14 protein-coding genes and 1 tRNA gene are annotated in these 14,702 nt (G+C 56.4%); 6 read left to right on the forward strand and 9 right to left on the reverse strand.

Annotation, left to right across the window (positions count from 1 at the left end; translation table 11 throughout):
• Positions 1-19: 19 nt before the first annotated feature.
• From V8J85_RS11860 to V8J85_RS11885, 6 genes are all read right to left on the reverse strand, one after another.
• Entirely contained in the window at positions 20-892 is an 873-nt protein-coding gene (locus tag V8J85_RS11860) for an NAD(P)-dependent oxidoreductase (RefSeq protein ID WP_339953958.1), read from the reverse strand.
• Between the two features lie 20 nt (positions 893-912).
• Entirely contained in the window at positions 913-2,811 is a 1,899-nt protein-coding gene (locus V8J85_RS11865; RefSeq protein WP_339953959.1) for an acyl-CoA synthetase, read from the reverse strand.
• Between the two features lie 112 nt (positions 2,812-2,923).
• Positions 2,924-4,717 (reverse strand): ABC transporter transmembrane domain-containing protein, encoded by a 1,794-nt coding sequence (locus V8J85_RS11870; protein WP_339953960.1) that lies wholly within the window; start codon positions 4,715-4,717, stop codon positions 2,924-2,926.
• 91 nt (positions 4,718-4,808) lie between these two features.
• Positions 4,809-4,882: transfer RNA gene (locus V8J85_RS11875), tRNA-Gly, on the reverse strand.
• 88 nt (positions 4,883-4,970) lie between these two features.
• Positions 4,971-5,285 carry a hypothetical protein gene (locus V8J85_RS11880; protein ID WP_339953961.1) on the reverse strand — a complete coding sequence of 105 codons (315 nt, stop codon included), beginning with the start codon at positions 5,283-5,285 and terminating at the stop codon, positions 4,971-4,973.
• Between the two features lie 112 nt (positions 5,286-5,397).
• Positions 5,398-6,960, reverse strand: a complete 1,563-nt coding sequence (locus V8J85_RS11885) for a bifunctional metallophosphatase/5'-nucleotidase (protein ID WP_339953962.1) — start codon at positions 6,958-6,960, stop codon at positions 5,398-5,400.
• 153 nt (positions 6,961-7,113) lie between these two features.
• On the opposite strand from V8J85_RS11885, the gene V8J85_RS11890 reads away from it, so the two are divergent.
• Positions 7,114-7,446: a DUF952 domain-containing protein gene (locus tag V8J85_RS11890; protein WP_339953963.1), complete on the forward strand. Its 333-nt coding sequence runs from the start codon at positions 7,114-7,116 to the stop codon at positions 7,444-7,446.
• Positions 7,447-7,448: 2 nt separating this feature from the next.
• A complete protein-coding gene (locus V8J85_RS11895; RefSeq protein ID WP_445285899.1) occupies positions 7,449-8,498 on the forward strand; it encodes a quinone-dependent dihydroorotate dehydrogenase in 1,050 nt (349 codons plus the stop codon).
• Here V8J85_RS11895 and V8J85_RS11900 read toward each other — a convergent pair.
• Genes V8J85_RS11900 through V8J85_RS11910 form a run of 3 tightly spaced genes read right to left on the reverse strand, consistent with a single transcriptional unit; the run spans position 8,475 to position 10,730 of the window.
• A complete protein-coding gene (locus V8J85_RS11900; RefSeq protein ID WP_339953965.1) occupies positions 8,475-9,806 on the reverse strand; it encodes an MATE family efflux transporter in 1,332 nt (443 codons plus the stop codon). The two genes, V8J85_RS11895 and V8J85_RS11900, sit on opposite strands and share 24 nt — an antisense overlap.
• On the reverse strand, positions 9,799-10,293 hold the full coding sequence (locus V8J85_RS11905; protein ID WP_339953966.1) for a PaaI family thioesterase: 495 nt from the start codon (positions 10,291-10,293) through the stop codon (positions 9,799-9,801). Before V8J85_RS11905 ends, V8J85_RS11900 begins: the two co-directional genes overlap by 8 nt.
• Positions 10,290-10,730, reverse strand: a complete 441-nt coding sequence (locus V8J85_RS11910; RefSeq protein WP_339953967.1) for a PaaI family thioesterase — start codon at positions 10,728-10,730, stop codon at positions 10,290-10,292. Before V8J85_RS11910 ends, V8J85_RS11905 begins: the two co-directional genes overlap by 4 nt.
• 134 nt (positions 10,731-10,864) lie before the next feature.
• Here V8J85_RS11910 and V8J85_RS11915 point away from each other — a divergent pair, with 134 nt between their 5' ends.
• The 4 genes from V8J85_RS11915 to V8J85_RS11930 all read left to right on the forward strand — a co-directional run bounded on the left by V8J85_RS11915 (position 10,865) and on the right by V8J85_RS11930 (position 14,701).
• On the forward strand, positions 10,865-11,233 hold the full coding sequence (locus V8J85_RS11915; protein ID WP_339953968.1) for a MerR family transcriptional regulator: 369 nt from the start codon (positions 10,865-10,867) through the stop codon (positions 11,231-11,233).
• A gap of 377 nt (positions 11,234-11,610) precedes the next feature.
• Complete coding sequence (locus V8J85_RS11920) at positions 11,611-12,012, forward strand: MerR family transcriptional regulator (RefSeq protein ID WP_339953969.1); 402 nt, start codon at positions 11,611-11,613, stop codon at positions 12,010-12,012.
• 40 nt (positions 12,013-12,052) lie between these two features.
• Positions 12,053-13,831 carry an acyl-CoA dehydrogenase C-terminal domain-containing protein gene (locus V8J85_RS11925; protein WP_339953970.1) on the forward strand — a complete coding sequence of 593 codons (1,779 nt, stop codon included), beginning with the start codon at positions 12,053-12,055 and terminating at the stop codon, positions 13,829-13,831.
• 246 nt (positions 13,832-14,077) lie between these two features.
• Entirely contained in the window at positions 14,078-14,701 is a 624-nt protein-coding gene (locus V8J85_RS11930; RefSeq protein ID WP_339953971.1) for a glutathione S-transferase family protein, read from the forward strand.
• Position 14,702: the final 1 nt, after the last annotated feature.

Here is a 14,702-nt window from a genome sequence, read left to right on the forward strand (position 1 = left end):
CCATGTGAGGGGCCTGTCTTTATCCCAACGCTTGAAGACGTTTGAGCAGGGAAGACGTATCCCAGCGACCGCCGCCCATCTTTTGCACATCTTTGTAAAACTGATCGACCAACGCCGTGACAGGCAGGCTCGCCCCGTTTTCATTGGCCGTTGCGAGGCAAATGCCGAGATCCTTCCGCATCCAGTCAACAGCAAAGCCATGATCGAAATGATCGTCCAGCATCGTCTTGTACCGATTGGACATCTGCCAACTGCCCGCCGCCCCCTGGCTGATCACCTCAACCACATCACGTCCGTCCAGGCCGGCCTTTTGGGCGAAATGCAGTGCCTCTGACAGACCCTGCACCAAACCAGCGATCGCGATCTGGTTGCACATCTTGGTGATCTGCCCCGCCCCGCTATCCCCGATGCGGCGACAGACGCGAGAATAAGCCGACAATACCTTTTCAGCAGCGTCGTAGCTTGCCTGCGGGCCACCGCACATAATGGACAGCGCGCCATTTTCGGCGCCCGCCTGGCCGCCCGAAACAGGCGCATCGACAAATGCGACCCCGTTACTTTGGGCAACGGCAAAGAGTTCATGCGTCACCGCAGCCGATACAGTGGTATGGTCGACAAAGATCGTATCACCGACCATTCCGGCAAAGGCACCGTCGTCACCAAGACAGACCTGTCGCAGATCATCGTCATTGCCGACGCAGGCCATAACAATGTCTGCTCCGGCCACGGCCTTGGTAGGTGTATCCGCCATCGTGCCGCCGAATTCAGAGACCCACCGCTCTGCTTTTTCAGCAGTACGGTTGTAGACGGTTACGTCATGACCAGCTTTTTGTAGATGCCCGGCCATGGGATAACCCATAACCCCCAGACCGAGAAATGCCAGCTTTGCCATGGTGATTTACCCTTACCTGTCTATGCTTTCTCCTCAGCTTTGACAGGCTCCCATGGAATTGTGAAGGACCCAAGCGCCTTGGTGATGTCCTCATCCGAGGCACCGGTACTTTTGATATGCGCGACAAGACCGCGTTTTTTGTCTTCGGTGACTTCGCTCACCTCGGCACCGATATCGGCGAGGGCACCATTGAAGATGCGGGTAATGGCACGCTTGCGCAAATCCGGTTTGAAGATCTTGCCGACTGCGGTTTTGGGCAGTTCATCCAGGATCTCCAGATGTTTAGGGTGGGCAGCCCTTTCGTGGATGTGTTCCTTGGCATAGGCACGCAGTTCTTCGGGGTCTATCGTGGCGCCATCGACCAGTTCGACATAGGCGCACGGCACCTCGCCCGCATGCGCGTCAGGCTGCCCGATCGCACCGGCAAACGCTACAGCTTCGTGCCCAGCCAACGCCTCTTCGATCTCGGCAGGGTCGATGTTGTGACCACCGCGAATGATCAGGTCTTTTGCGCGGCCCGTGATCCACAGATAGCCATCAGGGTCCTTGCGACCAAGATCACCCGTGCGCAAGTATTGCGCATCCGAAATCGTACCCGGATAGAAAAGATCAACGTTCTTGTCCGCCTCGGTATAGGTTTTGCCGCCATAAACGCCGGGATTGGACACGCAGATTTCGCCGATCTCGTCCACGCCAACCTCTTTCCCATCCGCCGTCGACATGATGCGGATATCTGTGTAAGGGAACGGCATACCGATTGATCCGACACGCTTTTCCCCATCCGGCGGGTTGATCGAGACCAGACAAGTTGCCTCGGTCAGGCCATAACCTTCGCAGATGGTGACGCCCGCCGCAGCCTCGAACCGTTTGTACAACTCAAGCGGCAAGGGGGCTGAGCCGCAAAATGCCAGCCGCAAGGTCGAGATGTCGGCGTCTACCTTGCGCTGCATCAATGCGGACATGGCCGTGGGCACCGTAATCATGAAGGTGACTTTGTGCTTTTCGATCAGCTTCCAGAAATTGTCGAAAACACCGTCACCGCGATAGCCCTGCGGTGTGGGGAAGACGATTTCGGCGCCCGACCCAAGCGAAGCGCCAAGGCTCACCACCGTTGCAAAGACATGGAACAGGGGCAGCGGGCACATCTGAACATCTTTTTCCGTGAACAATAGTCGGCTGCCCAGCCATGCATTGTAGACGATGCCGGAATAGCGGTGCTGGACGACCTTGGGCATGCCCGTCGTCCCACCAGTGTGGAAATAGGCGCAAACACGATCAGCCGTGCTGTCGGCAAAGGCCAGTTCCGTGGGCTGCTTGTTGAGCTCAGTATTGAAGTCGAGAACCCGCGCATCATGATTGATAGGGTTTTTGGGGCGGATCAAAGGAACGATCAGTCGTTTCAGACCGGTGAGGTAACGGTGCAAGTCAACCTCAAGAACCGTCTTTACATTCGGGGCAAAGCGCACCGCTTCTGCCGCCTTCTGGGCCACGTCAGTCTTGGGAAAAGATTTGAGGGTAACAAGCACCTTCGCATTCGTTTCACGCAGAATGGCCGAGATTTGCTCTGCCTCCAGCAACGGGTTGATCGGGTTAACGATGCCGGCGACCTGACCACCGATATAGGTCAGCACGGTTTCAGTGGCGTTTGGCAAAAGATACGCAACGACGTCGTTTTCACCGACGCCAAGAGACCGGAACATGTTAGCCGCCTGCCCGGTCTTGTCGCGCAGGGCGTCCCAGCTCAGCGTTTCGCACTTGCTGTTGGGATCGGAAAGCAACCGATAGGATACAGCGTTACGTGACCCATGTTTCTGCGCTGTCTCGCTCAGCAATGCATAGGTCGTCAGCGGCAGATTGCGCGCATCCCATGGCATTTCATTTTCGATAGCATTGCGATCCGCGAACGTTGCGTAGACCATGCAGGTCACCTCCCTTATTGTAACCGCCACCTGCCGACTTAGGCGGCTCTCCCGCCGTGCAGCCTGAGCAAACTGTGTAGAATGCGCAAGTATAACGCTACGATAATCGGTTTTATTCTGCAGCGACACCCGCCGTGAATTGCAACCGCGCAAGGCGCGCATAAAGGCCGCCCTGTGCAACCAGGCTATCATGGGTGCCTTGGGCGACAATGCGTCCGGAATCAAAGACGACGATACGATCGGCCTTTTTGACCGTGGCCAGCCTGTGCGCGACGATCAGCGTCGTGCGATCCTCTGCCAATGCCTCGACCGCTTGTTGCACCGCGTTTTCGCTTTCGGCATCCAATGCGCTCGTCGCTTCGTCCAGCAATAGGATGGGTGCGTCCCGCAGAATGGCGCGGGCGATGGCGATGCGCTGTTTCTGACCGCCAGACAGCATCACCCCACGCTCACCGACATAGCTGTCATAGCCATCAGGCAAGGCAGTCAGGAAGTCGTGAGCCGCAGCGGCTTTGGCAGCCGCTTCGACCTCTGCATCAGTGGCAGCGGGCCTGCCGAAACGGATGTTTTCCCGAGCCGTATCCGCAAAGATCACCGGGTCTTGAGGGACGAGTGCGATCTGCTCGCGAAACGCACTGCGATTGAAGTCGCGGATATCCGTACCATCCAGCCGGATCGCACCGCTTTGCGGATCATAGAAGCGCAGCACAAGCTGGATCACGGTGGTTTTCCCCGCGCCGGATGGACCAACAAGAGCCACAGTCTCACCCGGTTTGATATCCAGACTGACATTGTCGAGGGCCGAGATATTGGGCCGCGACGGGTAGCTGAACGCAACATCGGCAAAGCTGATCGCACCGGTAAAGCGATCAGGTGGCAAGAGGCCGTCTTTGGGATCAGCCACGCTGTCCTCTGCGGTCAGCAATTCGATCAACCGCTCGGTCGCGCCTGCAGCGCGCTGCAACTCGCCCCAGATTTCAGTCAGGGCCGCCAACGAACCGGCCACCATGATCGTGTAGATCAAGAACTGAACCAACTCACCTTCGGTGATCGCGCCCGACCGGACATCATTGGCCCCCATCCAAAGAAACGCGACAATGGCCGAAAAAGCGATGAAGATCACGATTGCCGTCAGAATAGCCCGAGTCCGTATGCGCTTTCGAGCGGCCTCGAAACTCCGCTCGGTCACGTCACCGAATTTCAGGCGACTGCGAATTTCGTGGGAAAAGGCCTGCACGGTTTGCGCAGACAAAAGCTGTTCTGATGCGTCACCACTCGACTGCGCAATAAGATCCTGATTCTCCTTTGAAAGTTTCCGCACACGTCGGCCAAGCAAAATGATTGGCAGTATAATGACCGGGATCGGCCACAGGACCAGCAACGACATCTTGATAGAGGTGTAAAGCATCAGCGCGATACCACCGATCATGATCAGGACATTGCGCAAAGCGACTGAGACCGAACTGCCGATGACCGACAGGATCAGCGTCGTGTCCGTCGTAATCCGGCTCAGCACCTCACCCGTCATGATCCGTTCGAAAAAAGCGGGGCTCATCCCGATCATCTTATCGAAGACGGCCTTACGGATGTCGGCCACAACACGTTCACCCAAGCGTGTCACAAGATAATAGCGCATCGCAGTACCGACCGCGAGCAGCGCGGCAATGCCAATGGCGGCGAGGAAGTAACTTTGCAGGATCTCTCCGCTTTCCGCGTCGAAATTGTCGATAACGCGCCGCACTGCGAGTGGTAAGGCCAATGAGACAAGAGCCGTCAACACCAACGCACATAGCGCAGCAGCCATCATCGTCCAATAGGGTTGCAGGAATGGCCATAGCGCCTTGAGTGCGCCAATTTTCTTTGACGGTGCGCGCTCTTCTTCGGTTGCGTTGGATGTATCGGTCATTGGCCACTCGTCCTGTCAGCAATGTCGGACATAAAACGGCCCGCGCGCCAAGACAAGGCGACCAAGTGCACAGGTAATATACAATAATTTATGGAGCGGGCGACGGGAATCGAACCCGTATCATCAGCTTGGAAGGCTGAGGTCTTACCATTACACAACGCCCGCGCAACGATGAGGTAGCTATTGAAGGTTGCAGGCAAGGTCAAGGCTATGTCGGACCCAAGACAAGGCACTCCGCCCCACCCGCGCCCTTCTACATCTCCATCATCTCGGCAACTTCAACGGACCCGGAACCGTCAACGACCATCGGGTTCTTCGCCGCGTGGGCGCAGGCTTCTTCATAATTGGCGGCGGTGATGATCGTATAGCCAGAAGCGGGATTTGACCCACCATTGTCCATATGACCGTCTTTTGACACCGTATGGGACTGGCCAACCGGGGCACCGGGATCAACCGTCGCGGCACCCATCCCTTCATACCATGCACCCCACGCGGCCATCGCTTTTTCACCCTCTTCAGGCGTCTCGGGTACACCACCGCCATGATAGACAAACAGATATTTTGGCACTTTTTGCCCTCCCTCTTTATCAACCCAGTCTGCGCGATTGAGACCGATGCAGGCAAACAAAAAAGGCGCCCGCAGTTGCCTGCGTGCGCCCTGATCACATTTTTACCATGCATTACTTCATCGTAATACGCCCATCGGTATAAGGCTGATAAGGCGCGTTGGCCGCAACATACTCGGCCGTTACGTCAGCAAGGTCGGGCCCGAAGTCGTAGGCATTCGCCGCATCTTCGAACATGGCATAGCCGTCGCCACCGTTGCGCACATAGTTGTTGGACACGACGCCATAGGTTGCGGCAACATCAATAGGCTCACCGCCGACCATCACATCCGAGACACGCGAACCAGGCTCGGCCGCTGCATCAACGGTAAAGCTCATCCCAGCGACTTGCGGAAAGCGCCCTGCGCCATCCTCGATCTGGCCCACGCCGTTTTCGAGCGCAGCGACAATGGCCTCGCCGGTGACCTCAAAGGTCGAAAGCGTATTCTGGAATGGCAATACCGTCAGCACTTCACCCATGGTGATTTCGCCGGAATCAATCGAAGCGCGCAGACCGCCTCCATTCTGGATCGCGATCTGAATTCCTTGATCCTTTACGCGGTCCAGCATCGCATCGGCAACAAGGTTACCCATGGGGCATTCCATCGCACGACAGACAGAACGGTCGCCTTCGATCGCTTCAGCGGCCTCAGCCACGACGCGGTTCTTCATTTCATCAATCGGACCTGCCAACTCGGCGATACGTGCGACTGCGGCTTCGTCTTCGGCCACGCTGGCATCCAGCAGGATGGTGTCCCCCGTGGCCGAGGTCACATTGCCTTCATCGTCGAACTCAAGAACAAGGTGACCGACATATTTCGAGTAAGCATAAGCCTGAACGACAGGCACATCACCAACCATGGTTGGATAGGCCATCGCGCCTTCCTCGGTGTTCGAGAACAGTGTATGCGAATGCCCACCGACAACGGCGTCAAGACCCTCGACACTTTCCGCAATCGCCATATCTCGGTTCACACCGACATGGGTCAAGGCGATGATCTTGTTGACGCCTTCTCCCTCGAGGGTCGCGACGTCAGCGGTAAGGCTTTCCGCCTCATCCGTGAACACAACCGTACCGGACGGGCTGGAGGTTTCGACCGTATCGACGGCCAATGCAGAAACGATCCCGATCTTTTCGCCACCGACTTCGAGCACCGTATGGTTTTCAACCTGACCCGCCAGCACATTTGACTGCGATACGTCGATATTGCCCGAAATCACCGGGAACGACACGTTATCGGTCAGCTTGCGCAGCCCTTCGTCGCCATCATCGAATTCGTGGTTGCCAACCGCCATCGCGTCAAATCCGACGATCTCAGCGAACTCGGCTTCGACATCACCCTTATAGGTCGTGTACATCAGGCTACCCTGATACTGATCGCCTGCATCCAGCACGATGACGTTTTCGCCCGCCAATTCCGCGCGCAATTCATTGATCTTGGTAATCACACGCGCATAGCCGCCAAAGCACTCGCCAGCGGCATTGTCCTCTGCATTGCAGGTCGAATCGAAACGGTTGATCGGCTCGATTCTGCTGTGCAGGTCATTGATATGAATAATATGCAGCGTGTATTCCGCCTGCGCGGCCCCCGCTGTAAGCGCCAAGGCGCATGTTGTTGTCAGAATACGTGAAAGCATTTCCGTATTTCCCCCTGTTGTTATGGCGTCAGATTGTCCGTGCTCTTGGGTAGAGTCAAACGGCTTGCTGCAAGTGCGATAAGCGGACCCTACGTCAGTTTCGCGAGATGCCTATGCCTTGACCTCGATGCATCCGCGCGCGATGACGCACCTATGTTGATCTACAAGATTTTTCGCACCGATGAATGGGCAGAGCTTCGGGCCGCAGGTCAAACCAACGGCGCGCCCATTGATGTAGCGGATGGCTATGTCCACTTTTCGACAGCCGAGACGGTAAAGGAAACGGCTGCGCTTCATTTCAAGCATGAAGAAGACCTGCTGTTGCTGGCGGTCCAGGCCGATGGGCTGGACATGCTGAAATGGGAACCATCACGCAACGGCGTATTGTTTCCGCACCTTTATCGTGAGCTACGCCTGTCGGATATCGTGTGGCACGCTCCGCTGCCGCTGATAGGCGGGGCACACCAGTTTCCGGACCTAACTTGAACATGTTGGAGCAGATCGGTCTACGCGCGCTGCGCGTCCTCGACCCAGAGCGCGCGCATGGTCTGGCACTGACTGCATTGAACGCCGGGCTTGGCCCGCGCGGCGGCGCATGGAGCAGCGCGAGACTGCAAACCGAAGTCGCGGGGATGAAGTTGCCCAACCCGATCGGACTCGCCGCAGGCTTTGACAAGAACGCGACCGCACTGACCGCACTTGGCAAGACGGCTTTCGGTTTTCTGGAGATCGGCGCGGCCACGCCGCGTGCGCAGCCGGGCAATCCAAAGCCGCGCTTGTTTCGGTTGACGAAAGATCAGGCGGTGATCAATCGCTTTGGTTTCAACAATAATGGGATGGAAGCGATTGCGCAGCGACTGTCCCAGCGTCCTCAAGGCCGCGTTATCGGGCTGAACCTCGGAGCCAACAAAGACAGCACGGACCGTGCGGCGGATTTCGCAAAGGTGCTGGCCCATTGCGGTACTTATGTCGACTTTGCAACGGTGAATGTTTCCTCCCCCAATACTGAAAAGCTGCGTGATCTGCAGGGTAAAGATGCGCTGAAATCATTGCTCAAATCCGTTGTCGACAAGCGAGAGGAATGTCGCCTGAGCGTCCCGATATTCGTCAAAATCGCACCTGACTTGTCGACACAAGAGCTTTTGGATATCGCGGCAGTCGCCGCTGACCTCCCCGCGCTCGACGGGATCATCGCGACAAATACGACATTGGACCGCGACATGTTATGCGGGCCGCATCGGGACGAGACCGGCGGGCTGTCGGGCCAACCGCTTTTCGAGAAATCGACGCGCGTTTTGGCCCAGTTGGCGCAGCTCACTGATAAACCGATTATCGGCGTCGGCGGCGTCGGCAGCGCCGAACAAGCCTACGAGAAAATTCGCGCCGGTGCATCGGCAGTCCAGCTTTACACAGCGCTGGTGTTTCAGGGAATGTCGCTCGCCACCACGATCGCCCAAGGTCTTGATACATTGCTCGCGCGCGACGGCTTTAAGAACGTCGCAGATGCAGTCGGTTCAGGTCGCGGTGACTGGCTTTGATTGATCCGCTTCTGCCTCCAACATTGGATAGCGCAGCGCCAGCGTCACACCACGCGCGACAAAGCTGATCAATAGACCCAACCACAGCCCGTGATTCCCGAATTGCGCCATAAGCGGAACGACGGACGCGAAGTAGATGATAGTCGAAATAATCATCATGTTGCGCATGTCACCAGTACGGGTCGCACCGATGAAAATACCGTCAAGCATCCAGGCCGCACAACCGATCAATGGGGCAGCGACCATATAAGGCAGGTAGATTGCCGCCACGCTTTGAACAGCTACTGATTTAGCCAAGATCGCGATGATCATTGTCCCGAATAGTGCGAAAGACATCGCCAGCAGCGCACACGAGATCAGACCCCAAACGCTACTCAACACCGCAGCCCGACGCAACGCTGCCCGATCTCGCGCACCAAGCGCACGCCCGACCAAGGCCTCGGCCGAAAACGCAAAACCATCCAACGCAAAGGCTGTCACGTTCAGAAATTGTATCAGGATCTGGTTCGCAGCCAATGGCACGTCCCCGAAATCAGCACTGTACAGCAAAAAGCTGACGAACATCGCCTGCAAAAGTACCGACCGGATCAGGATGTCGGTATTGACCATTGCCATATGCCGCAGGCGCACAAAATCAAAGATCAGTGTGGCGCGGCGCCACGCATCGCCCTTGAATGCATCGCGGCACAGCCAAAGGCCCAAGACCAATCCACCCCACTCCGCCAAAAAAGTGGCCCAGGCCACACCTTCGACACCCCACCCCAATGTCAGCCCAAGATAATAGCTTAGCAGGATATTGGCCCCGTTCATTCCAGCCTGAACCACCAGCACGGACCGCGTCCGCTCCAAGGCGATGAGCCAACCGGTGATGCCGTATAGTGCGATTGTCGCGGGGGCTGACCAGACTCGGATAGTCATGTAGTCGCGGGCAAGGTTTTCAACCTCCGGGCTGGCCGGTGATACCCAGAAAGCACCGCGAAAGATCAAGACCTGTGCAAAGATGATCACGGCTCCAGCCGACACACCGATCAGCAAAGCCCGAACAAAAAGCGCACTGACTTCATCCCGATTGCCCGCACCACTTGCCTGCGCGGCCAATCCCGTCGTACCCATCCGCAGAAAACCGAAAAGCCAGTAAATGGCCGACAGAATGACGGCACCAATGCCGACTGCACCGATAGGTGCCGCTTCGCCCAGCTGACCAACCACGCCGGTGTCCACAACGCCAAGGATCGGGACAGTGGCATTGGACAGCACGATAGGCAGTGCGATCGCCAGCACCCGCCGGTGGGTCAGCGTCTCAGCCATCGCGGGCAGGCATCAGGAAATGCCCCGTAGCCTGCGCGAAAAGACGACTGCGATTGTCCTGCCACGCCTCGACATGGACAGATGCATAACGGCGACCCGACCGATTGATCCGCGCCCGCGCGTAAGCGTCGCGCGGCAGACCTGAGCGGAGGTAATCCACGGTAAAGTCGATCGTCTTGGGCAAGGCGCGGCGTGGCAAATCACCGACGACCTGCTGCTTTTCCATATCTTCCCAGATCATCGACCAGCTAAGCTCTATGATCGCGGTCACCTCGAGAAATGCAGCAGTGACACCGCCATGCAGCGCGGGCAACATGGGGTTGCCGATCAACTTGTCGTCATAGGTCAGCACGCCGGTCAGTTCATCGCCCCGTCGGTCAAATCGGATGCCAAGAAATTGAATATAAGGAACCCCAGCAATCAGCTTTTCCAGCGTGGCATCGCGGCGCTGTTTGACGGCCTGAACCGGTTCTGGCTTGCGGTTCATGTCGGGGGCCTCTCGATCGTGAATGCGCCCGTTGCGGTAGCAACAGGCCGGTCTTCATCACTATCCAGCGCGGTCGCGCGGACAAAAGCAACGGATCGGGTGACATGATAACACTCAGCCTTGGCCGTAATCCGGTCACCGGGTTTGGCGGGGCGCATATAGTCAATCCGTAAATCCAGCGTGGCTGTGGCGATTGGCGCAGCAGGATGCGACATGACGGCAGCGCCGCCGCATGTATCCATCAATGCCGAAACCGCCCCCCCGTGAATGACCCCTGTTTCCGGATCACCTATCAACCGCTCGTCATATGACATTCCGATAACAGCGAGCCCATCCCCGACCTCGGTCAGTTCCATGCCCAGCGCCCTTGCATGTGGGATCGCCTCGATGAATTTGCGCGCCAAAAGCTCGCGACGAGTCTTTTGAGCTTCGGACATATGGCTTCCCTCGTGCACTCGGATCTTGCACACATGCTTGTCATGTCGGTCCCGAACTGCAAGCTAATATGTCTGTGATCGACCTGTTGCCCACCGTCAGACTTGACGCTACGGTAAAACGGCGGAGGATCCTTATGTCAGAAAAACGCCTGTCATTCAAAGAGATGTGCGCGGAATTCGACGTTACCCCGCGCACATTGCGCTACTACGAATACATTGAACTTCTCTCTCCTGAAAAAGAAGGCCGGTCACGTTTCTACGGCCCTAAGGAACTGGCCAGGATGACCTTGATCCTGCGCGGGCGTCGGTTCGGCTTTTCGCTGGAAGACATCCGGCAATGGTTGATGATCTACGAAAAAGAAGGCACAGAAGCGCAGATGCGCGAATGGATCAAGCTGGCGGATACCCAAATGGCCGAATTGGCCGAGCAAAAGACGCAGTTGGAAGAAACCATGGAAGAACTTCGAGCGTTGCGCGACGAAACGGCCGAGACGCTTGGCTGATCGCGCTCAGCCCACTCAAAAGCATTTGGTCCCAACGGATTTTCCACTGAACGTCGCTGCTTGTCGTAACGGAAAGCCGCGATAAGCTGACTGAAACGCCACCGCGTACTGGCTGAAGCCGCGCTCAAAGACCGAAAGGCGCAACAAGCCAGAGTGAATTCAAAGACAGAGAAACGTTATTTTAAACGTTTACGGGGAGTATATTGAAATTTCTCCCCGTTTTTTAATTGCTCGAAATTTCGCGAATTTTTGCTGACCTTTCGTCACCCCTCAAATGACGCGACGTTCCGTTTACGTTAACGTCAGCTTTGCTTGTAAGATGCACAATGACTCCGCAACTGCATGGCATTCGAAACACGCACTGTAGGAGTGGATTGATGACGATGAATACAATGACTATCCGTGAAATGTGCGACGCCTTTGATGTTACACCTCGTACGCTTCGGTTCTACGAAGCAAAGGAACTGCTGTTCCCCATCCGCGAGGGGCAAAAGCGCCTTTTCACGAAACGTGATCGCGCCCGGCTGAAACTGATACTGCGCGGTAAGCGTTTTGGTTTCAGTCTGGAAGAAATCCGCCAGTTGCTGGACCTTTACCACATGGATAACGGTCGGGAAGAGCAGTTGGCAAAGACATATGAACTCGCCGAAAAACATCTGGCTGATATGGAAGCTCAAAAGGCCGAACTGGAAGTCGCGATTGGTGAGTTGAAGGAACAGATGGCCTGGGGTGCACAGCGCATCGAGGAATTGGCCAACGGAAAAACTGTCGCGGCCTGAACCGCCGCGACCACCACCTACGATTGAGGGAGAGACGTCCATGCCGATCTACAACGCACCAACCAAAGATATTCAATTCGTTCTGCATGACCTGTTGAAAGTCAGCGAACAGAATATCCCGGGTTTCGAAGACCTGGACCCTGATTTCACCAATGCGGTTGTAGAAGAAGCCGGCAAAGTCGCCACTGAGGTGCTTCACCCGCTGAATGCCGTCGGTGATACCGAAGGGTGTGTTATGGAAAACGGTGTCGTTCGAACGCCAACCGGTTTCAAAGAAGCCTTCGAGCAAATGAAGGAAGGCGGCTGGACCGCCATGGACTGCGATCCTGAATATGGCGGCCAAGGCCTGCCTTACATCATGCACACCGCGGCGCAAGAGCCGTTCGTATCGGCCAACATGGCCTTCAATATGTATCAGGGCCTGACCCACGGTGCCTATTCGGCGATCTATATCCACGGATCGGACGAGCAGAAACAGAAATATCTGCCCAAGATGGTCACATGCGAATGGACCGGCACCATGAACCTGACCGAACCGCATTGTGGCACCGATCTGGGTCTGATGCGCACGAAAGCGGTGCCAAACGGCGACGGCTCCTATAAAATCTCTGGCCAAAAGATCTTCATCTCGGCTGGTGAACATGACATGGCCGACAACATCATCCACCTCGTTCTTGCCAAGATTCAGGGCGGGCCCGAGGGGATCAAAGGCGTGTCGCTGTTCATTGTGCCGAAGTTCATGGTGAACGATGATGGTTCACTTGGTCAGCGCAACAGCGTCGCCTGCGGCAAGATCGAAGAAAAGATGGGCATTCACGGTAACTCAACCTGTGTGATGAACTATGACGAAGCCACCGGTTTCCTGATCGGTGAAGAACACAAAGGCATGCGCGCCATGTTCACGATGATGAACGAAGCGCGTCTGGGGGTCGGCCTGCAGGGCTACGCCCAGGCCGAAAGCGCGTATCAGAACGCAGTGGCTTATGCTAACGATCGCCTGCAGGGGCGTGATGTGACGGGGGCCAAGAACCCCGACGGCCCCGCAGACCCTCTGATCGTGCACCCTGACATCCGTCGCAACCTGATGGATCAGAAGAGCTTTGTCGAAGGCGCGCGCGCGTTTACCTATTGGGGCGCGATGCTGATCGACCGGGCGCATAAGAATGAAGACAAAGACGCGGACGGCCTGATCTCTTTGATGACACCCGTCATCAAAGGCTTCCTGACCGACAAGGGCTTTGAATACGCGACGGCCGCCCAGCAGGTCTATGGCGGCCACGGCTATATCGAAGAATGGGGCATGTCCCAATACGCCCGCGACGCCCGGATCGCCATGATCTACGAAGGCGCCAACGGCATTCAGGCGCTTGACCTTGTGGGCCGGAAACTGGCGCAGGATGGCGGCAAGCACGTCATGGCGTTCTTCGAGATGATCAAAACATTCATCAAAGAGAATGAAGGCAATGAAGCCCTGAAAGCTGACTTCCTCGACCCGCTGAAAGCCGCGTCCAAGGACCTTCAGGCCGCGGGCATGTATTTCATGCAGAACGGCATGAAGAATCCCAACAACGCGCTGTCAGGCTCTTACGATTTCATGCACATGATGGGGCATGTCTGCCTTGGTCTGATGTGGGCACGGATGGCGAAGGCCGCGATGGAATCCCTTGAAGGCGGTGCATCGGACAAGGAATTTTACGAGACCAAGATTGCGACCGGCCGCTACTATATGGCCCGGCAACTCCCAGCCACATCCATGCATCTGTCCCGGATCAATACCGGTGCCGACACTGTGATGGCGCTGGAAGCGGCAAACTTTTGAAGAATACACGCAAATCAAAAATAGCTGTCGCGGTTGCGATCACACTTGTTGTGATCGCAATCGTAGGTTTTGCTATCTTTTGGACTCTGGCGTCGACGTACGGCAGCATGGGCGGGGCTCCGGGTGGCTAAGGCCAATAGATATGAGTCCACAAAATGACAGCCAGAGGTTGGTGTTGTTGGCTGGTACGTCAGCAAAGGTAAAATGAGGCCCACCACGGGCTGACACTCTGGGAGGAGCTGCATCATGATAAAATTGCATTGCTTTGGAGAAAGCGGAAACGCTTACAAAGCCGCGCTTACGCTCACCCTCGCTGGTGAGGCGTGGGAGCCCGTTTTCGTGGACTTCTTCAAAGGTGCCTCCCGCTCTCCCGAATTTCGCGCCTTGAACGTGATGGGCGAAGTGCCTGTGCTGGAAGACGGCGACACGGTGCTGACCCAATCCGGTGTCATTCAGGACTACATCAGTTCCAAGACCGGCAAGCTCGGCGGGAAATCCGCCGCCGAACGACGCGAGGTGCTGCGCTGGATGTTCTTTGACAATCACAAAGTGTCGGGCGTCGCCGGGCCATTGCGTTTCAACATGAACTTCCTACCTGAAGAGAAACGCAATGCAGACGTAAATGCCTTTATGGCGATGCGTCTTTCCTCTGCGCTGAAAGTGATCGAATTTCATCTCGACGGCCGTGATTGGTTGGCAGGTGAGGAGATCACAATCGCTGATATCGCTTGCTGCGGCTACCTTTTCTATGACGAAGACTTCACCTTTGACCGTGCCAAGTACCCAAATATCGACCGCTGGCTTAGCGGCATCGCCGCGCAGTCCGGCTGGAAACACCCTTACGAACTGATGCCGCGCGCCCTTGGGTGAC

Source organism: Yoonia sp. 2307UL14-13 (genome assembly GCF_037572755.1).
In the GTDB taxonomy this organism is placed as follows: Bacteria; Pseudomonadota; Alphaproteobacteria; order Rhodobacterales; family Rhodobacteraceae; genus Yoonia.